Consider the following 20,728-nt stretch of genomic DNA (forward strand, 5'->3'; position numbering starts at 1 on the left):
GTTGGCCGATATGCAGGATAATCAAACGCAATCCGACACCACCTTCACGCTCAATAATCTCTCCTTTCGCGTGCCCGGACGCACCCTGCTGCATCCGCTCTCTTTGACCTTCCCGGCAGGTAAAGTGACAGGCCTGATTGGTCACAACGGCTCTGGTAAATCAACGCTGCTCAAAATGCTTGGCCGCCATCAGCCGCCGTCAGAAGGCGATATCCTGCTGGACGGTCAGCCGCTGGAGAGCTGGAGCAGTAAAGCCTTTGCCCGCAAAGTGGCGTATCTGCCGCAGCAGTTGCCGCAGGCGGAGGGGATGACCGTGCGTGAACTGGTGGCGATTGGGCGTTATCCGTGGCACGGCGCGCTTGGCCGTTTCGGCGTGGCCGACAGAGAGAAAGTGGAAGAGGCGATTGCGCTGGTGGGGCTAAAACCGCTGGCCCATCGTCTGGTAGACAGCCTGTCAGGAGGGGAACGTCAGCGCGCGTGGATAGCAATGCTGGTGGCCCAGGACAGCCGCTGCCTGCTGCTCGACGAACCGACCTCTGCGCTGGACATTGCCCATCAGGTCGACGTGCTTGCGCTGGTGCATCGTTTAAGCCAGCAGCGCGGTCTGACGGTTATCGCGGTCCTGCATGATATCAACATGGCCGCGCGTTACTGCGATTACCTCGTTGCCCTGCGCGGCGGTGAGATGATCGCCCAGGGGACGCCATCTGAACTGATGCGCAGTGAAACGCTGGAACACATTTACGGTATTCCAATGGGGATTTTGCCTCACCCTGCCGGGGCTGCACCGGTGAGCTTTGTGTACTGATGCTGGATTCTATGTTGATGAGTCGCCGTCGTCTGCTGACGGCAATGGCGCTTTCACCGCTGCTGTTAAAAATGAATACCGCGCGTGCGGCTGCGGTCGATCCACACCGCATTGTGGCGCTGGAATGGTTGCCGGTAGAGCTGATGATGGCGCTGGGCGTTACGCCCTATGGTGTGGCGGATATTCCCAACTACAGGCTATGGGTGAATGAGCCGAGGCTACCGGACTCGGTAATCGACATCGGCCTGCGCACCGAGCCAAATCTCGAACTGCTCACCCAGATGAAGCCGTCATTCCTGTTCTGGTCTGCAGGTTACGGCCCGTCAGAAGAGACAATGGCACGGATTGCGCCCGGCCGTGGTTTCTCCTTCAGCGACGGTAAAAATCCGCTGGCGATGGCGAAAAACTCCCTCCACGAGATGGCACAGTTCCTTAACCGTGAGGTTGAGGCCAAAAAACATCTCGACGATTTTGATGCCCTGATTAACACCCTGAAGCCGCGTTTTGCTCACCGGGGCGATCGCCCGCTGCTGATGGTGACGCTGCTGGATGCCCGCCATATGCTGGTCTTTGGGAAAAACTGCCTGTTCCAGGACGTGCTCGACAGTTTTGGTATTCGTAATGCCTGGGAAGGGGAGATGACCTTCTGGGGCAGCACCGCCGTGGGGATTGACCGTCTTGCGGCATTTCGCGATGTGGATGTGTTGTGCTTTGACCACGGCAACGAGCGGGAGATGCAAACCCTGATGGCGACGCCGCTCTGGCAGGCAATGCCGTTTGTGCGTGAAAAACGGTTCCTGCGCGCACCTGCGGTATGGTTCTACGGCGCGACGCTTTCTGCCATGCACTTTGCCCGCGTGCTGGACAACGCGCTGGGAGGCCAGGCATGAGTAAGCGTATTGCCCGTTTCCCGGCACTGTTACTTTGCCTCATTTTCCTGTGCGCGCTGGTATTGACCTGGTTCAATCTGTCGACGGCCTTACCGCGCGACCAGTGGCGTGCGGCGCTGGTGACGCCAGATATCGATAATATTCAGCAAATGCTGTTCCACTACAGTCTGTTGCCGCGCCTTTCGATTTCGCTGCTGGTCGGTGCGGGATTAGGGTTGGTGGGCGTTTTATTCCAGCAGGTACTGCGTAACCCTCTGGCCGAGCCGACGACGCTTGGCGTGGCGACCGGGGCACAGCTTGGGATCACGATTACCACACTCTGGGCGTTGCCTGGGGCATTGACCTCGCAGTTTGCTGCCCTCGCCGGTGCGTGTGTAGTGGGCGCGCTGGTATTCGGCGTCGCCTGGGGCAAACGTCTCTCCCCCGTCACGCTTATTCTTGCGGGGCTGGTGGTGAGCCTGTACTGCGGCGCGATTAATCAGCTGCTGGTGCTGTTCCATCACGATCAGCTGCAGAGCATGTTCCTCTGGAGCACCGGTACGCTCACCCAGACCGACTGGAGCGTCGTGCAGCGTCTGTGGCCGCAGCTCGTCGGTGGCGTCGTGTTGACGCTGCTGCTCTTGCGCCCGCTGACGTTAATGGGTCTTGATGATGGCGTGGCGCGTAATCTGGGGCTGGCGCTGTCGCTGGCCCGTCTGGGGGCGCTGACGCTGGCGATTGTGCTCAGTGCCCTGCTGGTTAATGCGGTAGGCATCATCGGGTTTATCGGGCTATTTGCGCCGCTGCTGGCAAAAATGCTCGGTGCGCGCCGCCTGCTGGCGCGCCTGATGTTAGCCCCGCTGATTGGCGCGTTGATCCTCTGGCTTTCCGATCAAATCATTCTCTGGCTGGCACGCGTCTGGATGGAAGTGTCTACCGGTTCGATGACGGCGCTTATCGGTGCACCGCTGCTGCTGTGGCTGCTGCCGCGTCTGCGCAGTATCAGCGCGCCAGCGATGGATGCTGGCGATAAGGTCTATGCTGAGCGCCAGTCAGTGCTGGGGTTCAGCCTTGCCGGGCTGGCAGTGCTGATTGTTATCTCATTTGCCGCACTCGCTTTCGGACGCGATGCGGTGGGCTGGCACTGGGCGTCTGGGGATCTGCTCAACGAACTCATGCAGTGGCGCTGGCCGCGCATTCTCTCGGCGTTAATCGCCGGGGTTATGCTGGCGGTGGCGGGCTGTATTATCCAGCGTCTGACCGGTAACCCGATGGCCAGCCCGGAGGTTCTGGGTATCAGTTCTGGTGCCGCCTTTGGCGTGGTCCTGATGCTGTTCCTGGTGCCGGGAAATGCCTTCGGCTGGTTGATGCCTGCCGGGAGCGTTGGCGCGGCGGTGACGCTGCTGATCATCCTCATTGCCTCCGGGCGTGGCGGGTTTTCCCCTCACCGGATGCTGCTTGCCGGGATGGCGCTCAGCACGGCATTTACTATGCTGCTGATGATGCTGCAGGCGAGTGGCGATCCGCGTATGGCCAAGATCCTGACCTGGATCTCCGGTTCAACGTACAGCGCCACCGCCAGCCAGGTCGTGCATTCCGGGATTGCAATGATCGTATTGCTGGCGATGGTGCCGCTGTGTCGTCGCTGGATGACCATTCTGCCGCTGGGCGGCGAGACCGCGCGTGCGGTGGGGATGGCCCTGGCGCCGTCCCGTATCGGGTTACTGCTGCTGGCCGCATGCCTCACGGCAACGGCCACCATGACCATCGGCCCGTTGAGTTTTGTCGGCTTAATGGCGCCGCACATTGCCAGAATGATGGGCTTTCGTCGCACGATGCCGCACATTGTGATGTCGGCGCTGACGGGGGGCGTAATACTGGTGGTTGCTGACTGGCTGGGGCGGATGGTGCTCTTCCCGTACCAGATACCTGCCGGGTTGCTGTCGACGTTTATCGGTGCGCCGTACTTTATCTATTTGTTGAGAAAGCAAAGCAGGTAGAAGGGCGGTGGGGTATTGCCCTCTCCGGGTGGAGAGGGCAGCAGATCGTTTCTGTCTTACAACTTCGCAAAGACCCGGCGCGCAGCATCGATAGTCTTATTGATATCGTCTTCGCTGTGCGCGACGGACATAAAGCCTGCTTCAAACGCGGATGGTGCCAGGTAGACGCCTTCTTCCAGCATCAGATGGAAGAAGCGCTTGAAGCGTTCAACGTCACACTTCACCACATCCTGATAGCAGGTCACGGTTGTCGCATCGGTGAAGAAAATCCCGAACATCCCACCAACGTGGTTTACCACCAGAGGAATACCGGTTTCTTGCGCGGCCTCCAGCAGGCCGTTGGCCAGTTGAGTTGTCAGGTCTGTCAGGGTTTCGTGAATACCCGGCTGCGCGACTTCGGTCAGACAGGCGAAACCTGCGGCCATCGCAATCGGGTTGCCGGAAAGGGTACCCGCCTGGTAGACCGGGCCAGTCGGCGCCAGCGCTTCCATCACCTCTTTACGTCCCCCGAATGCACCGACAGGCATGCCGCCGCCGATGATTTTGCCAAGGCACGTCAGGTCCGGCTCTACGTCGTAGTAAGACTGTGCCCCCGCCAGCGCGACGCGGAAGCCGGTCATCACTTCGTCGATGATCAGCAGAGCGCCAAACTCATCGCACAGGGCGCGCAGACCCGGCAGGAACTCCGGCTGCGGTGTAATGCAGTTCATGTTGCCTGCGACAGGTTCAACGATGATGCAGGCAATCTCCTGCGGATACTGCTCGAAGGCAGCCCGAACGGTGTTCAGATCGTTATAGGTGCAGGTCAGGGTATGCTTCGCAAAGTCAGCCGGTACGCCCGGTGAGTTCGGCTGACCGAGGGTCAGCGCGCCGGAGCCGGCTTTTACCAGCAGGCAGTCCGCATGACCGTGGTAGCAGCCTTCAAATTTGATGAGCTTGTCACGGCCGGTAAAACCACGTGCCAGGCGGATCGCGCTCATGGTGGCCTCGGTACCGGAGTTCACCATACGCACCATGTCCATTGTCGGGACCAGTTCGGTGACCAGTTCCGCCATTTTCACTTCCATCTCGGTTGGCGCGCCGAAGCTCAGGCCGCGCTGGGCGGCTTCGATCACCGCATTGCGGATAGCAGGATGGTTGTGACCCAGCACCATCGGACCCCAGGAGCCGACATAATCGATATAGGCTTTGCCATCGACATCATACAGATACGCGCCGTCAGCACGTTCGATAAACAGCGGCGTACCGCCTACGCCGGTAAAGGCGCGAACAGGCGAATTCACGCCACCTGGGATAAGCTCGCGGGCTGCACTGTAGAGGTTTTCAGACTTGCTCATGGCGTCGTTCCTGGTTCGTATAAAATGATTAAGCACACTATTCTAAGTGATCCTCGGAAGGTAATGAAATTTTTGCCCCCTTTCATGCCCAAACAATTGTTAAGTATTTTTCACGGGATGATATTACGCACTCTGGTAAAATCCCTGCGGTTATTTGTATGACGAAAAGAAACGGTAATGAAAGCAGACACTCATTCTTATACTGAACAGCAGTTCAGACGTGCGCAGCACCGTATCAGCATCCGGCGCTTGCTTAATCGTGATAAAACGCCGCTGGCTATCCTGCTGGCTGCTGCCGTGGTCGGCGCAGTTGCCGGGCTGGTGGGTATCGCCTTCGAAAAAGCGGTTAACGCGATAATGAACTGGCGAATTGGAACCGTGGCGGGTTTTGCCTATAGCGGTGGATGGGTATGGGTGTGGGCCTTTGGCTTATCAGCGCTGTTCGCCATGGTGGGCTATTTCCTGGTTCGTAAATTTGCGCCGGAAGCGGGCGGTTCCGGGATCCCTGAAATAGAAGGCGCACTGGAAGAGCTGAGGCCGGTTCGCTGGTGGCGCGTCATCCCGGTAAAATTTATCGGTGGCATGGGAACGCTCGGGGCAGGCATGGTGCTCGGGCGCGAAGGACCAACGGTACAGCTGGGCGGAAACGTTGGGCGCATGGTCGGCGATCTGTTTCGCATGCGCAGCGCGGAGGCGCGACATACGCTGCTGGCAACGGGGGCGGCGGCCGGCCTTTCGGCGGCGTTCAACGCACCGCTGGCGGGGATCCTGTTCATTATTGAAGAGATGCGGGCACAGTTTCGCTACAACCTGATCTCGATAAAAGCAGTATTCACCGGCGTCATTATGTCGAGCATTGTCTTTCGCATTTTTAATGGCGAAGGGGCGGTGATTGAGGTGGGGAAACTGACCAATGCGCCGGTGAATACGCTGTGGCTGTACCTGATCCTCGGCATGATTTTTGGCGTGGTTGGCCCGCTGTTTAACACGCTTATCTTACGCGCTCAGGATATGTTCCAGCGCATTCACGGTGGGAATACCACCCGCTGGGTATTGATCGGCGGACTGCTGGGCGGCGCCTGCGGCGTGCTCGGCTTCATTGAGCCCAATGCCGCAGGCGGTGGCTTCGGGCTGATACCGATTGCTGCGGCGGGTAATTTCAGCATTGGTCTGTTGCTGTTCATGTTTATTTCGCGGGTGATTACCACCGTATTGTGCTTCTCCTCCGGTGCGCCTGGCGGTATTTTTGCTCCGATGCTGGCGCTGGGTACGCTTCTGGGAACCGCGTTTGGCATGGTCGCTGCTGCCGGATTCCCGGCCTATCATCTGGACGCCGGGACCTTTGCTATTGCCGGAATGGGCGCGCTGCTGGCGGCGTCCCTGCGTGCGCCGTTGACCGGCATCGTGCTGGTTCTGGAGATGACGGATAATTACCAGCTCATTTTGCCAATGATCATTACCTGTCTCGGCGCGACACTATTAGCCCAATTCCTGGGTGGAAAACCGCTATACTCCACCATTCTTGCTCGTACCCTGGCAAAACAAGAGGCCGAGCGGGCCCCGACGCAGAATACTTGAATGAATTACCAGGGTATTAGATAATGACATAAAGAATTGGGTGAATTTTACCCAATAGCAGTAGCAGTATTCATGGGAGCATAAGATGAGTGATGACGTAGCGTTGCCGCTGGAATTTACCGAAGCAGCAGCCAACAAAGTGAAAACCCTGATTGCCGACGAGGACAATCCGGATCTGAAACTGCGTGTCTATATTACCGGTGGCGGCTGCAGCGGCTTCCAGTATGGTTTTACCTTTGACGATCAGGTCAACGACGGCGATATGACTATCGAGAAGCAGGGCGTTGCGCTGGTGGTTGACCCGATGAGCCTGCAGTACCTGGTGGGTGGTTCGGTGGATTACACTGAAGGTCTGGAAGGTTCGCGCTTCGTTGTGACTAACCCGAACGCGACAAGTACCTGTGGATGTGGCTCTTCGTTCAGTATCTGACAGGGATGCAGTCATAAGCCCGGTAAGCGTAGCGCCACCGGGCTTATAAACAACGCTTATCGTGCATTATCATCCAGCGCAAACGTCGGCAGCTTCAGATGCCAGCGTATCGCCGCTAACCGTATCCCCAGCGTGACCACCATACCCAGCATGGCTGCATTTTCTAGCGGCATCGCAAAGGTGTAATACGCCGTCGCGTGAACAATCCCACCAATAATACACGCCGTGGCATAGATTTCGGTACGCAGGATCATGGGAACTTCACGCGCCAGAATGTCGCGAATAATCCCGCCGCCGACCCCGGTTAACACGCCCATGCAGATGGCCACCATCGGGCCCGTTCCCGCATTGAAGGCTTTATTGACCCCGATGCCCACAAAGACGGCCAGACCGACGGCATCCAGTACCGGGAGTATCCATTTCGGTAACCGGCGGGGCTGGCGAACCAACACGATGGTCAACAGACAGGTGACCATCGCCACCACCAGATCGGTTGGATCTTTCACCCAAAATACCGGGCCATTCGCCAGGGCCATATCACGTATCGTCCCGCCACCCACGGCGGTGACCACGCCCAGCACCAGCACGCCAAACGGATCCATGCGCAGTTTTCCGGCGAGTAAAACGCCGGAGATAGCAAAAACGGCTGTGCCAAGAATATCCAGCCAATAAACGAGCATCGTTAAATCCTCGAGCGGGGTATGTTGTTAGTGACTCTCTGCCAGCGCGGCACAGAGCTGTTTTGCGGCGAGGATAATACGCGGGCTGGCGCGTTCAAACCAGTCACTGGTGAGGGGGATCACCGGTATTTTTAGCTGACGTTGCCAGAATTGTTCAATTTTAGGAATCTCGCTCGCATTTCCGACCACCACGATGGCCTGTGGCTGGCGTGCGAGCACCTGTTCCCGGCTGACCTGAGGCCACGGCACCCGGCTGGCTGCAAAGATGTTTTCACCGCCGCAGATTTCCAGCACCTGATTCTGAATGGATCCTTTCCCGGTGGTGAACAGCGGCTGGCTGCCAAACTGCAGGAAGATGCGTTTTTTGACGGGGGTATCGTAGCGGGATTTCAGCGCGGCAGAGTCGCTGAGCATCTGTTTCGCGGCATTCTCGGCTTTTGCTGGGGTAGGGCTGTAGGGGGCCAGAGAACGCAATGCCTGAGCGACCTGCTCAATGCTCACCGCATCAATCCACATCACCTTGATCCCAAGCGAGGAGAGCTGGTTGACCTGCCGCTCGGCGTTACCGCCGCGCCAGGCGAGCACGAGATCGGGTTTAAGCGCCACGATGCGCTCAATGTTCATCCCTTGCCAGGTCGCCACCTGTTCAATATGGGCCGCTTGCGGAGGGTAATCCGAAAAGCTGCTCACGCCGACAGGCGTGATCCCGGCGGCAAAGGCCAGTTCGGTGTTTGCCGGAGAGAGCGTAATCACACGCGGCGTGGCAAATAGCCATGCCGGTGCGAGAAAAAGCAGGGCGACCAGCGCCCTGATGTATGGGTTACCCACGAGCCAGTTTCTGCACCAGGCGCTCCACCATCACGGTGGACTGTTTTGCCGCAACGGTCAGGAACTCGTCGAAGCTGATATGAGACTGCTGGTCTGCCACGTCGGAGATGGCGCGGACCACCACGAACGGAACGTTGAAGTTATGGCAAACGTGAGCAATGGCGGTCGCTTCCATCTCAACGGCAACGGCCTGAGGGAAGTTATGACGAATTTTTGCGAGGCCGACGGAGCCATTAATGAACGCATCACCGCTGACGATAAGGCCGCGTACCGCGTTGAGGTTCAGCTCAGCGATGCAGCTTTCAGCCGCCGCAATCAGTTTATCATCGGCTTTAAACCCGGCCGGGCAACCCGGAAGCTGACCGTATTCGTAGCCGAATGCGGTAACGTCTGCATCGTGGTAACGCGCTTCATCGGAAACAACGATATCACCCACTTTCAGCGTCGACGCCAGGCCGCCTGCAGAACCGGTGTTAATGATAACGTCCGGCTTGCAGCGTTCGAGCAGCAGGGTCGCGCCCAGCGCAGCAGCAACCTTACCGATGCCTGATTTCAGCAGAGCGACGTCAACGCCATTCAACTGGCCGGTATAGATCTCACAGCCACCGAGGGAGAGAGTCTGACGGTTCTCGATTTTGTCACGCAGCAGCGTAACTTCTTCTTCCATTGCACCAATAATGCCGATTTTCATAGATTTACTCGCGATGTGCCTTGTTAAGATGCATAGTCTATCATGCGGTTAAGAGGAAACGCATTCTCACGCGGGGGAGCACATGTCACCAATCGATTTTCGCACCAAAATTAACTGGCACCGACGTTTCCGTTCGCCGCAGGGCGACAAGAGCGAGCATGAGATCCTGCGTATCTTCGAAAGCGATCGTGGGCGGATCATAAACTCGCCGGCAATCCGTCGTTTACAGCAAAAAACCCAGGTGTTTCCGCTTGAACGTAACGCTGCGGTGCGCACGCGCTTAACGCATTCTATGGAAGTTCAGCAGGTTGGCCGCTACATTGCCAAAGAGATTTTAAGCCGTCTCAAAGAGCAGCAGCTTCTCGAAACCTATGGGCTGAATGAGCTGACCGGGCCGTTTGAGAGCATCGTTGAGATGGCCTGCCTGATGCATGACATCGGCAACCCGCCCTTTGGTCATTTTGGCGAAGCCGCCATAAATGACTGGTTTAAACAGCGGCTTTATCCTGCTGATGCGGTAAGCCAGCCTCTGAGCGATGACCGCTGCCTGGTGCGGGATTTACGCCTGCGCGAAGGTGAAGATGCGCTGAACGACCTGCGGCGTAAAGTCCGTCACGACCTCTGTCACTTCGAAGGGAATGCGCAGGGGATCCGGCTGGTACACTCCCTGATGCGTATGAACCTGACCTGGGCACAGGTGGGGTGCATCCTGAAATATACGCGACCGGCATGGTGGATGGGCGAGACGCCCGCGTCGCACAGTTATTTGATGAAAAAGCCGGGCTATTATCTTTCTGAAGAAGCCTATATTGAGCGCCTGCGTAAAGAACTTTCTCTGACACCAAACGGCCGCTTCCCCTTAACCTGGATTATGGAAGCTGCCGACGACATTTCATATTGTGTTGCCGACCTGGAAGACGCCGTTGAGAAAAGAATATTCAGCGTCGAAGAACTTTATCAGCATCTTTATGAGGCCTGGGGAACGCATGAAAAAGGCTCGCTGTTTGCTCAGGTTGTCGAAAATGCCTGGGAGAAATCGCGTTCAAATACATTAAGCCGCAGCACGGAAGATCAGTTCTTTATGTATTTACGGGTCAATACATTAAATAAACTGGTGCCTTATGCCGCCTCGCGCTTTATAGACAACCTGCCGTTAATTTATAGCGGCGAATTCAACCATGCGTTGCTGGAAGATGACAGCAGCTTTAGCCAGCTTCTTGAGCTCTATAAAAACGTGGCCGTGCGTAATGTTTTCAGCCATCCGGATGTTGAACAGCTTGAGCTGCAGGGATACAGGGTTATCAGTGGGTTACTCGAAATCTATCGGCCTCTGCTGCAGTTATCCGTCGACGAGTTCAGCGAGCTGGTGGAAAAAGAGCGCGTGCGGCGAATACCGATTGAATCCCGGCTTTATCAGAAACTTTCAACCCGCCACCGTCTGGCTTATGTCGAAGCCATCGGCAAGCTGGATCGGCAGTCGCCCCAGTGGCCGGTGATGGAATATTATTATCGCTGCCGTCTTATCCAGGACTATATCAGCGGGATGACAGATTTGTATGCCTGGGATGAATACCGCAAGCTCATGGCGGTGGAATAAGCACGGAGTTTTGTAAAGACGGCCAATAAATTTTTACCTTTTCCATAAACTTATGCCCGGAACTAAGCGGTATAAAATGAATCTGAGTTACACAGCAATTTTGCGTTATCTGTAAATCGAGATTAAGACACATGAAAAAAACCACATTAGCAATGAGTGCACTGGCTCTGAGTTTAGGTTTAGCGCTGTCTCCTCTGACTGCTACTGCAGCTGAGACCGCATCGTCGGCAGCGACCGCGCAGCAGATGCCAAGCCTGGCACCGATGCTCGAAAAAGTGATGCCATCGGTGGTGAGTATTAACGTTGAGGGCAGCACAACCGTCAATACGCCGCGTATGCCGCGTAACTTCCAGCAGTTCTTTGGTGATAACTCACCTTTCTGCCAGGACGGTTCGCCATTCCAGAGCTCCCCGTTCTGTCAGGGCGGTGGTGCAGGGGATGACACCCAGGGGGGTGGCCAGCAGCAGAAATTCATGGCGCTTGGCTCGGGTGTGATTATCGATGCGGCGAAAGGCTACGTCGTGACCAACAACCACGTTGTTGATAACGCCAACAGCATTAAGGTTCAGCTGAGCGACGGGCGTAAATTTGATGCCAAAGTGGTCGGGAAAGACCCGCGCTCCGATATTGCGCTGATCCAGATTCAGGATCCGAAAAACCTGACGGCGATTAAAATTGCCGATTCCGATGCGCTGCGTGTCGGTGATTATACCGTCGCTATCGGTAACCCGTTCGGTCTGGGTGAAACCGTAACCTCGGGGATTGTTTCCGCGCTGGGTCGTAGCGGCCTCAACGCCGAAAACTATGAAAACTTCATCCAGACGGATGCCGCCATCAACCGGGGTAACTCCGGCGGTGCGCTGGTGAACCTGAACGGTGAGCTGATTGGTATCAACACCGCGATCCTTGCACCAGACGGCGGCAATATCGGGATCGGCTTTGCTATCCCAAGTAACATGGTGAAAAACCTGACCGCGCAGATGGTGCAGTATGGCCAGGTGAAACGCGGTGAACTGGGGATTCTGGGTACCGAACTGAATTCCGAACTGGCTAAGGCGATGAAAGTTGACGCCCAGCGCGGCGCATTTGTCAGCCAGGTGATGCCGAACTCCTCCGCGGCGAAAGCGGGCATTAAAGCAGGTGATGTCATCACCTCCCTGAACGGGAAACCGATCAGCAGCTTTGCCGCGCTGCGTGCTGAAGTGGGCTCCATGCCGATTGGCAGCAAAGTCACCCTCGGCCTGCTGCGTGACGGTAAACCGGTTAACGTGAGCCTGGAACTGCAGCAGAGCAGCCAGAATCAGGTTGATTCCAGCACCATCTTCAGCGGCATTGAAGGCGCCGAGATGAGCAATAAAGGTCAGGACAAAGGCGTTGTGGTAAACAACGTTAAAGCGAACAGCCCGGCTGCGCGCATTGGCCTGAAAAAAGGCGATGTGATCATGGGTGCGAACCAGCAGCCAGTGAAAAACATTGCTGAACTGCGCAAAATTCTGGACAGCAAACCTTCCGTGCTGGCGTTGAATATTCAGCGTGGTGATACCTCAATTTACCTGCTGATGCAGTAATCCTCTCAGGCCCCTGTTTCAGATGAGCAGGGGCTTTTCACCTTTCTGTGACCTTTTCCACAACTCCATACTTCTCCCTTTCACTTTGTGCATTCGCACAATGCAGCGGTAGCTGAACTTCCCTATGCTTGAGCTCTGCTCACAGGAGGGTTACATGGCTGGCTGGCATCTCGATACCAAAATGGCGCAGGATATTGTGGCACGCACCATGCGCATCATTGATACCAATATCAACGTAATGGATGCCCGTGGGCGCATTATTGGCAGTGGCGATCGTGAGCGTATTGGGGAATTGCACGAAGGGGCGCTGCTGGTGCTCTCCCAGGGGCGGGTGGTGGACATCGACGATGCGGTGGCGAAACACCTGCACGGTGTCCGTCAGGGCATCAATTTACCGCTGCGTCTTGAGGGGGAAATTGTTGGCGTTATCGGCCTGACCGGCGAGCCGGAGTCGCTGCGAAAATATGGCGAACTGGTCTGTATGACGGCGGAGATGATGCTTGAGCAGTCGCGCCTGATGCATCTGCTCGCCCAGGACAGCCGTCTGCGTGAAGAGCTGGTGATGAACCTGATTCAGGCGGATGAGCATACCCCTGCACTCAATGAATGGGCGCAGCGCCTGGGAATCGATCTGAATCAACCGCGCGTCGTGGCGGTAATTGAGGTGGACAGCGGCCAGCTTGGCGTCGACAGTGCGATGGCTGAGCTGCAGCAGCTGCAAAATGCGCTGGCAACGCCGGAACGCGATAACCTGGTGGCGATTGTCTCTCTGACGGAAATGGTGGTGCTCAAGCCCGCGCTGAATGCGTTCGGGCGCTGGGATGCAGAAGATCATCGTCGTCGCGTGGAGCAGTTGATTGCCCGCATGAAGGAGAATGGACAGCTTCGTTTTCGCGTCGCGCTGGGCAATTACTTCACCGGTCCGGGCAGTATTGCCCGCTCCTGGCGTACTGCCCGCACCACCATGATGGTGGGTAAGCAGCGGATGCCGGAAAGCCGCAGTTATTTCTACCAGGATCTGATGCTGCCGGTGCTGCTCGACAGCCTGCGCGGTGGCTGGCAGGCCAATGAGCTGGCACGTCCGTTAGCGCGCCTGAAGGCGATGGACAATAACGGTCTGCTGCGTCGGACGCTGCAGGCGTGGTTCCGTCATAACGTACAGCCGCTGGCAACGTCGAAAGCGCTGTTTATACATCGTAATACGCTGGAATATCGACTGAACCGGATTTCGGAGCTGACAGGGCTGGATCTGGGGAGCTTTGACGACAGGCTGCTGCTTTATGTGGCGTTACAGCTCGATGAGCAGAGATGAGTGAAATACGGCCTGATGCCCTTACTCCATCCCTTTCCACGGGAGAGGGCGCAAACACTAAAACGGCAATCAAAGATTGCCGTTTTAGCGTTTATTTCCGGGTAAGCTTTTCAAGATCCGCTTCGATTTCGCTAATCTTGTTGGTGACAACGCTTTCAAGGTGACGCAGATCGTCGAGGATCTTACGTTTGAGATCGACTTCAGTGCGGTCGCGCTGACAGATCTGATCGAGTTCATCGATCACATAGCGCAGATTAGGGCTGATTTCCTGAACTTCTTTGTATCCCTGTCCTACACCGTCAGCGACGACGGTCTTACGCTGGCGTGGATATTTAAACTTCACGCTCTTGGCGAAAAACTCTCCTTTGTCCTTGTGAAAATAGATTTTCAGAATGTCGTTATTAGCTTCCTGGCGAAGGCTGTAACGATCAATTTCATCAGGATTGGTAATGCCCAGACTTTTCAGATTATCGTACATAGCGGTACCCTTGATCTCAACATAACCTTTGAATAATTAACGAAAAAATCTATTTTCGCCACCCTGAGATATGAAAAAAGCGGGGTGGCCCCCGCTTTTTGTTATATCCGATTAATCGATGGTGCGCAGCAACTCATTGATGCCCACCTTACCGCGGGTTTTCGCATCAACTTTCTTCACGATAACCGCACAGTACAGGCTGTACTTGCCATCTTTTGACGGCAGGTTGCCGGAGACCACAACGGAACCGGCCGGCACGCGACCGTAGTGAATTTCACCGGTCTCACGATCGTAAATACGGGTGCTCTGACCGATGTAAACGCCCATCGAGATAACGGAGCCTTCCTCAACGATCACGCCTTCCACCACTTCAGAGCGCGCACCGATGAAGCAGTTATCTTCGATGATGGTTGGGTTAGCCTGCAGTGGCTCCAGTACACCACCGATACCCACGCCGCCGGACAGGTGAACGTTTTTACCGATCTGCGCGCAGGAGCCGACGGTTGCCCAGGTATCCACCATGGAGCCTTCGTCTACGTAAGCACCGATGTTAACGTAGGAGGGCATCAGCACGGTGTTACGCGCGATGAACGCACCCTGACGTACGGCCGCTGGCGGTACTACGCGGAAGCCTTCTTTCTGGAAGCGAGCTTCGTCGTAGTCAGCGAATTTCATGGGGACTTTATCGAAGTAGCGGCTTTCTGCTCCGTCGATAACCTGGTTATCATTGATACGGAAAGAGAGCAGCACGGCTTTCTTCAGCCATTGATGAGTTACCCACTGACCGTCGATTTTTTCTGCTACACGTAGCGCGCCGGAATCCAGCAGAGAAATAACCTGATTAACCGCTTCACGGGTAACGGTATCCACATTTGCCGGAGTAATCTCGGCGCGACGCTCAAAAGCGGACTCAATAACGTTCTGTAACTGCTGCATTGTTTACTCTTTCCATTTCACTAAAAAACACGTCACCCTTTATCGTTTGGATTGAGGGCTGCTGTCAACCGTTGTTGCACTTCAAGTTGCAGGTCATTATTAAGGGCACGCCGGTCGGCGGTGGCGATTATAAATAAATCTTCTACTCGTTCGCCAATGGTTGTAATTCTGGCCCCGTGAAGCGAAATTCCCAGATCGGCAAAAACCTGGCCGACGCGGGCGAGCAGCCCTGGCTGGTCGAGCGCGATCAGCTCCAGGAACGATTTACGATCGGTGTGGGTCGGCAGGAAATTGACCTCGGTATCGACGGTAAAGTGGCGTAATTTCGACGGCTGACGACGCGGCTGCGGTGGCTGCCAGCTGCGCTGGGTGATCGCCTGTTCCAGGCCAAAACGTATCCCTTCATGGCGGTCCGACGACAGCGGGCTTCCGTCTGGCTCCAGTACAATAAAGGTGTCCATCGCCATGCCGTCCCGGGTGGTGAAAATCTGCGCGTCGTGAACGCTCAGGTTACGCCTGTCCAGTTCGGCACAAACCGCAGCAAACAGATAAGGCCGATCCGGGCTCCAGATAAAGATCTCGGTACCGCCGCGCGTGGCCTGCGGACTGAGGAGGATCATCGGCTGCGACAAATCATGCTGAAGCAGATGTCGCGCATGCCAGGCAAGCTGGTTTGGGCTGTGGCGGACAAAATAGTTGGCACGACAGCGCGCCCAAATCTGATGCAGCGCCTCTTCATCAATGTTATCCATCCGCAACAGCGCCAGCGCCTGCAGCTGATGATGGCGTACACGCTCGCGCATGTCCGGGGTGTTTTGCATCCCGCGGCGCAGCTGTTTTTCGGTGGCAAAGTACAACTCGCGCAACAGGCTTTGCTTCCAGCTGTTCCACAGCGTTTCGTTGGTGGCACAAATATCGGCTACCGTCAGGCAGACCAGATAGCGCAGGCGGTTTTCCGTCTGAACCTCTTCTGCAAACTGCTTGATGACCTCCGGATCCTGAATGTCACGACGCTGCGCGGTGACGGACATCAGCAGGTGGTGGCGTACCAGCCAGGCAACCAGCTGCGTCTCGCGAGAGTTCAGTCCATGCAGTTCGGCAAATTTCAGCACGTCCTGCGCGCCGAGCACCGAGTGGTCACCGCCGCGACCTTTGGCGATGTCGTGGAACAGGGCGGCAATCAGGATCAGTTCCGGGTGGGTAAGACGTGGCCACAGTTCGACGCACAGTGGGTGACGTGAGCGTGTCTCTTCTCTGGCAAAGCTCTCCAGCTTGAGCATGACGCGGATCGTGTGTTCATCCACCGTATAGGCGTGGAACAGATCGAACTGCATCTGCCCGACGATATGTGACCACTGCGGCATATAGGCCCACAGCACGCTGTGGCGATGCATCGGCAGAAGCCCACGGCTGACGGCCCCCGGATGGCGCAACATACTGAGAAAAAGGGATCGGGCTTCCGGGATATAGCACAGTGGCTGCGTCAGATGACGGCGCGCATGGCGCAGATGACGCAGCGTTGTGGAGTAGATCCCGGTGATCGTGCTGTTGCGAACCATGGTGTAGAACATCCGCAGGATCGCTTCCGGCTCACGAATAAACAGCGTTTCGTCGCGCAGATCGATAAGCGTGCCGCGCAGCTGGAATTCATCATCGATCGGCCGCGGTTTTTCGTCCGCCGTCAGGGCCAGGATCGCTTCGTCGAACAGCTGCAGCAGCATCTGGTTCAGTTCAGTGACGCGACGGGTAACGCGGAAGAAATCCTTCATCATGTGCTCAACCGGTTCGTTACCTTCACCGCGGTAGTTGAGGCGCTGCGCCACGCTGAGCTGACGGTCAAACAGCAGACGGTTATCGTAGCGGCTAAGCTCGAGATGCAGGGCAAAACGGATCCGCCAGAGCAGGTGTAGACACTCATTCAGCTCGTTTCGCTCAGCCTCGGTTAAAAAGCCGAAGCCAACCATCTCGTCCATTGAGGTGGCGCCAAAGTGGCGGCGGGCCACCCACTGCAGCGTGTGAATGTCGCGCAGTCCGCCCGGACTGCTTTTTATATCCGGCTCCAGGTTATAGCTGGTGCCGTGGTAGCGCTGGTGACGCTGATTCTGCTCCTCGACCTTCGCGGCGAAGAATTTTTCTGAAGGCCAGAAGCCGTCGCTGAAAATGTGTTTTTGCAGCTCCAGGAACAACGCAACGTCGCCAATCAACAGGCGGGTTTCAATCAGGTTGGTGGCGACGGTCAGGTCAGATAATCCTTCGAGCAGGCACTCTTCCAGCGTGCGCACGCTGTGGCCCACTTCAAGCTTCACATCCCACAGCAGCGTCAGCAGTTCGCCAATTTTCTGCGCCTGTTCATCCGGCAGCTTTTTGCGGCTTAAAATCAGTAAGTCGATATCGGAAAGCGGATGAAGCTCACCGCGGCCATAGCCCCCGACGGCGACCAGTGCCACGTCACTGATCTGCCCAAACCCGTAATCAATCCACAGACGCTGCAGGAGCTGGTCGATAAACTCGGTGCGTGCTTCAATAAGCTGCTCCGCGGAGATGCCGGCATCAAATGCGCTTCCGAGCCAGCGCTGGAAGACATCCATATGCGCCTTGATACCGGCGCAGGTCAGATCCTGCTGGGGCCAGACGCCCGGGTTATCGGGCTGGTCGGGTAGGGTGGGAAGTGCTGTGTTAGCATACTGTTCGGGTAAAAGATTACTCATCGTGCGCCACCCATAAGAAAAAGCTATAGCCATTAAAAAAGCCGGCATCTGCCGGCTTTTTTATCATTCATCGTGCGTGAGTATCGCCGGGATGGTGTCATCCTTGCGCAACGTCATAATTTCGCAGCCGTTGTCTGTTACCACAATAGTATGCTCGTACTGTGCAGACAAGCTTCTGTCTTTGGTTTTCACCGTCCAGCCATCTTTCATGGTGCGGATGCGGTAATCACCGGCGTTGACCATCGGCTCGATGGTGAAGGTCATGCCTTTTTGCAGTACCACGCCGCCGTCATCCGCATCATAGTGCAGAACCTGTGGCTCTTCGTGGAAGACACGGCCAATGCCGTGGCCGCAGTATTCACGCACAACGGAGAAACCTTCCGCTTCAACGAATTTCTGGATAGCGGCCCCAATGGTGCGCAGGCGAATGCCGGGTTTAACCATTTTCAGCGCCAGGTAGAGGCTTTCTTGCGTCACTTTGCACAAACGCTCGCCCAGAATCGTCGGCTTGCCCACGATGAACATCTTAGAGGTGTCACCGTGGTAGTCATCTTTAATGACCGTCACGTCGATGTTGACGATGTCGCCATCTTTGAGCAGTTTTTCGTTGTCCGGAATACCGTGACAAACCACTTCGTTAATCGAAATGCAGACGGATTTCGGGAAACCATGGTAACCAAGGCAGGCGGAGACCGCGTGCTGCTCATTGACGATATAGTCGTTACAAATGCGGTCCAGTTCACCCGTGCTCACGCCCGGCTTCACGTACGGCTCGATCATTTCCAGCACGTCTGCGGCCAGACGACCGGCGACGCGCATCTTTTCAATTTCTTCAGGTGTCTTAATAGAGATAGCCATGTAATCTGTCCATCAGTGTCGATTTTTTCGACAATACTAGTCTAAGTGTCGTTAATGGTATCAGTCAGGCGCACCCCGTGCCAAATTGAGAATCATTAACAGCACACTCGGCCAACAACTGTTGGTTTCTGGTCGTGTTTTGTGGTATAAAGCGCGCCGGACTTCCGATCCATTTCAGATACACAGGCTGGACGGAAGCGACAAATCTCACTTTGTGTAACAACACACACGTATCGGCACATATTCCGGGGTGCCCTTCGGGGTCGGTAATATGGGATACGTGGAGGCATAACCCCAACTTTTAATATAGAGGTTTTAAACATGGCAACTGTTTCCATGCGCGACATGCTCAAGGCTGGTGTTCACTTCGGTCACCAGACCCGTTACTGGAACCCGAAAATGAAGCCTTTCATCTTCGGCGCACGTAACAAAGTTCACATCATCAACCTTGAGAAAACTGTACCAATGTTCAACGAAGCCCTGGCTGAGCTGAACAAGATCTCTTCCCGTAAAGGTAAGATTCTGTTCGTTGGTACTAAGCGCGCTGCAAGCGAAGCTGTGAAAGATGCTGCTAACAGCTGCGATCAGTTCTTCGTGAACCATCGCTGGTTGGGCGGCATGCTGACTAACTGGAAAACCGTTCGTCAGTCCATCAAGCGCCTGAAAGATCTGGAAACCCAGTCTCAGGACGGTACTTTCGACAAGCTGACTAAGAAAGAAGCGCTGATGCGCACTCGTGAACTGGACAAGCTGGAAAACAGCCTGGGCGGTATCAAAGATATGGGCGGCCTGCCAGACGCGCTGTTCGTAATCGATGCAGACCACGAGCACATCGCAATCAAAGAAGCTAACAACCTGGGTATCCCGGTATTCGCTATCGTTGATACCAACTCCGATCCGGACGGTGTTGACTTCGTTATCCCGGGTAACGACGACGCAATCCGTGCTGTTAGCCTGTACCTGAGCGCTGTAGCTGCTACCGTTCGTGAAGGCCGTTCCCAGGATCTGGCTTCTCAGGCGGAAGAAAGCTTCGTAGAAGCTGAATAATAAGGTTTCACCCCTTATTAGTACCGTGTATGAATAGGGGCCAATTATCGGCCCCTTTTTTCAATTTACACTGTTTGGCCGCAGGCCGGGCAGTTCACATCTCCCGAGGATTTAAGAATGGCTGAAATTACCGCATCCCTGGTAAAAGAGCTGCGCGAGCGTACTGGCGCAGGCATGATGGATTGCAAAAAAGCGCTGACTGAAGCGAACGGCGACATCGAGCTGGCAATCGAAAACATGCGTAAATCCGGTGCGATCAAAGCAGCTAAAAAAGCAGGCAACGTTGCTGCTGACGGCGTGATCATCACTAAGATCGACGGCAACTACGGCATCATCCTGGAAGTTAACTGCCAGACTGACTTCGTTGCAAAAGATGGTGGTTTCCAGGCATTTGCTAACAAAGTTCTGGACGCAGCTGTTGCGGGCAAAATCACTGACGTTGAAGTTCTGAAAGCACAGTTCGAAGAAGAACGTGTTGCTCTGGTTGCTAAAATCGGTGAGAACATCAACATCCGTCGTGTTGCTTCTCTGGAAGGCGACGTTCTGGGTTCATACCAGCACGGTGCACGTATCGGTGTTCTGGTTGCGGCTAAAGGCGCTGATGAAGAGCTGGTTAAACAGCTGGCTATGCACATCGCTGCAAGCAAACCAGAATTCGTTAAGCCAGAAGACGTGTCTGCTGAAGTGGTAGAGAAAGAGTACCAGGTTCAGCTGGACATCGCGATGCAGTCTGGTAAGCCAAAAGAAATCGCAGAGAAAATGGTTGAAGGCCGCATGAAGAAATTCACCGGCGAAGTTTCTCTGACTGGCCAGCCATTCGTTATGGATCCAAGCAAGTCTGTTGCTCAGCTGCTGAAAGAGCACAACGCTGACGTGACTGGCTTCATCCGCTTCGAAGTGGGCGAAGGCATCGAGAAAGTTGAGACTGACTTCGCAGCAGAAGTTGCTGCAATGTCCAAGCAGTCTTAATGATTGAAAAGGAGCCGCCTGAGGGCGGCTTCTT

Annotated in this window: 18 protein-coding genes; 10 read left to right on the top strand and 8 right to left on the bottom strand. The window is 55.6% G+C overall.

Annotated elements, in window-relative coordinates; all coding sequences use genetic code 11:
- The first annotated feature begins 10 nt into the window (after positions 1-10).
- Genes fhuC through fhuB form a run of 3 tightly spaced genes read left to right on the top strand, consistent with a single transcriptional unit; the run spans position 11 to position 3,677 of the window.
- Positions 11-808: a Fe3+-hydroxamate ABC transporter ATP-binding protein FhuC gene (gene fhuC, locus JTA15_RS21440; protein WP_020882606.1), complete on the top strand. Its 798-nt coding sequence runs from the start codon at positions 11-13 to the stop codon at positions 806-808.
- Complete coding sequence (gene fhuD, locus JTA15_RS21445) at positions 808-1,698, top strand: Fe(3+)-hydroxamate ABC transporter substrate-binding protein FhuD (RefSeq protein WP_050737489.1); 891 nt, start codon at positions 808-810, stop codon at positions 1,696-1,698. The genes fhuC and fhuD overlap by 1 nt, the downstream gene beginning before the upstream one ends.
- Complete coding sequence (gene fhuB, locus JTA15_RS21450; RefSeq protein ID WP_219372703.1) at positions 1,695-3,677, top strand: Fe(3+)-hydroxamate ABC transporter permease FhuB; 1,983 nt, start codon at positions 1,695-1,697, stop codon at positions 3,675-3,677. The genes fhuD and fhuB overlap by 4 nt, the downstream gene beginning before the upstream one ends.
- Positions 3,678-3,733: 56 nt before the next feature.
- Here the strand turns inward: fhuB and hemL are convergent, their stop codons facing one another.
- Positions 3,734-5,014, bottom strand: a complete 1,281-nt coding sequence (hemL, locus tag JTA15_RS21455; protein ID WP_219372704.1) for a glutamate-1-semialdehyde 2,1-aminomutase — start codon at positions 5,012-5,014, stop codon at positions 3,734-3,736.
- Positions 5,015-5,191: 177 nt separating this feature from the next.
- On the opposite strand from hemL, the gene clcA reads away from it, so the two are divergent.
- On the top strand, positions 5,192-6,592 hold the full coding sequence (clcA, locus tag JTA15_RS21460; protein WP_025205197.1) for a H(+)/Cl(-) exchange transporter ClcA: 1,401 nt from the start codon (positions 5,192-5,194) through the stop codon (positions 6,590-6,592).
- Between the two features lie 85 nt (positions 6,593-6,677).
- Positions 6,678-7,022 (top strand): iron-sulfur cluster insertion protein ErpA, encoded by a 345-nt coding sequence (erpA, locus tag JTA15_RS21465; protein WP_013095643.1) that lies wholly within the window; start codon positions 6,678-6,680, stop codon positions 7,020-7,022.
- Between the two features lie 56 nt (positions 7,023-7,078).
- Here erpA and JTA15_RS21470 read toward each other — a convergent pair whose 3' ends face one another.
- From JTA15_RS21470 to mtnN, 3 genes are read right to left on the bottom strand one after another with little or no spacing between them, the layout of a single operon-like run.
- A complete protein-coding gene (locus JTA15_RS21470; RefSeq protein ID WP_014168690.1) occupies positions 7,079-7,702 on the bottom strand; it encodes a TRIC cation channel family protein in 624 nt (207 codons plus the stop codon).
- 27 nt (positions 7,703-7,729) lie between these two features.
- Positions 7,730-8,530: a vitamin B12 ABC transporter substrate-binding protein BtuF gene (btuF, locus tag JTA15_RS21475; RefSeq protein WP_219372705.1), complete on the bottom strand. Its 801-nt coding sequence runs from the start codon at positions 8,528-8,530 to the stop codon at positions 7,730-7,732.
- A complete protein-coding gene (mtnN, locus tag JTA15_RS21480) occupies positions 8,523-9,221 on the bottom strand; it encodes a 5'-methylthioadenosine/S-adenosylhomocysteine nucleosidase (protein ID WP_014168692.1) in 699 nt (232 codons plus the stop codon). The genes btuF and mtnN overlap by 8 nt, the downstream gene beginning before the upstream one ends.
- A gap of 82 nt (positions 9,222-9,303) precedes the next feature.
- Here mtnN and dgt point away from each other — a divergent pair, with 82 nt between their 5' ends.
- The 3 genes from dgt to cdaR all read left to right on the top strand — a co-directional run bounded on the left by dgt (position 9,304) and on the right by cdaR (position 13,698).
- Complete coding sequence (dgt, locus tag JTA15_RS21485; RefSeq protein WP_219372706.1) at positions 9,304-10,818, top strand: dGTPase; 1,515 nt, start codon at positions 9,304-9,306, stop codon at positions 10,816-10,818.
- A gap of 131 nt (positions 10,819-10,949) precedes the next feature.
- Complete coding sequence (gene degP / locus JTA15_RS21490; RefSeq protein WP_032679638.1) at positions 10,950-12,386, top strand: serine endoprotease DegP; 1,437 nt, start codon at positions 10,950-10,952, stop codon at positions 12,384-12,386.
- Positions 12,387-12,540: 154 nt separating this feature from the next.
- Positions 12,541-13,698 carry a DNA-binding transcriptional regulator CdaR gene (gene cdaR / locus JTA15_RS21495; RefSeq protein WP_020882613.1) on the top strand — a complete coding sequence of 386 codons (1,158 nt, stop codon included), beginning with the start codon at positions 12,541-12,543 and terminating at the stop codon, positions 13,696-13,698.
- 91 nt (positions 13,699-13,789) lie between these two features.
- Here the strand turns inward: cdaR and JTA15_RS21500 are convergent, their stop codons facing one another.
- The 4 genes from JTA15_RS21500 to map all read right to left on the bottom strand — a co-directional run bounded on the left by JTA15_RS21500 (position 13,790) and on the right by map (position 18,678).
- Entirely contained in the window at positions 13,790-14,176 is a 387-nt protein-coding gene (locus tag JTA15_RS21500; protein ID WP_014168696.1) for a DUF3461 family protein, read from the bottom strand.
- 111 nt (positions 14,177-14,287) lie between these two features.
- Positions 14,288-15,112, bottom strand: a complete 825-nt coding sequence (dapD, locus tag JTA15_RS21505) for a 2,3,4,5-tetrahydropyridine-2,6-dicarboxylate N-succinyltransferase (protein ID WP_020882614.1) — start codon at positions 15,110-15,112, stop codon at positions 14,288-14,290.
- 32 nt (positions 15,113-15,144) lie between these two features.
- A complete protein-coding gene (gene glnD, locus JTA15_RS21510; RefSeq protein ID WP_020882615.1) occupies positions 15,145-17,820 on the bottom strand; it encodes a bifunctional uridylyltransferase/uridylyl-removing protein GlnD in 2,676 nt (891 codons plus the stop codon).
- A 63-nt stretch (positions 17,821-17,883) separates the two neighbouring features.
- The gene (gene map, locus JTA15_RS21515; protein WP_014168699.1) at positions 17,884-18,678 is read right to left on the bottom strand and encodes a type I methionyl aminopeptidase; all 795 of its coding nucleotides are present in this window, start codon (positions 18,676-18,678) and stop codon (positions 17,884-17,886) included.
- Between the two features lie 321 nt (positions 18,679-18,999).
- Here map and rpsB point away from each other — a divergent pair, with 321 nt between their 5' ends.
- Both rpsB and tsf read left to right on the top strand, forming a co-directional pair.
- Complete coding sequence (gene rpsB / locus JTA15_RS21520) at positions 19,000-19,725, top strand: 30S ribosomal protein S2 (RefSeq protein WP_003856207.1); 726 nt, start codon at positions 19,000-19,002, stop codon at positions 19,723-19,725.
- A 117-nt stretch (positions 19,726-19,842) separates the two neighbouring features.
- Positions 19,843-20,694, top strand: coding sequence for a translation elongation factor Ts (gene tsf / locus JTA15_RS21525; protein ID WP_008501911.1), 852 nt, complete (start codon positions 19,843-19,845; stop codon positions 20,692-20,694).
- Positions 20,695-20,728: the final 34 nt, after the last annotated feature.

It is taken from the genome of Enterobacter sp. BIDMC 29, assembly GCF_019378755.1.
In the GTDB taxonomy this organism is placed as follows: Bacteria; Pseudomonadota; Gammaproteobacteria; order Enterobacterales; family Enterobacteriaceae; genus Enterobacter; species Enterobacter ludwigii.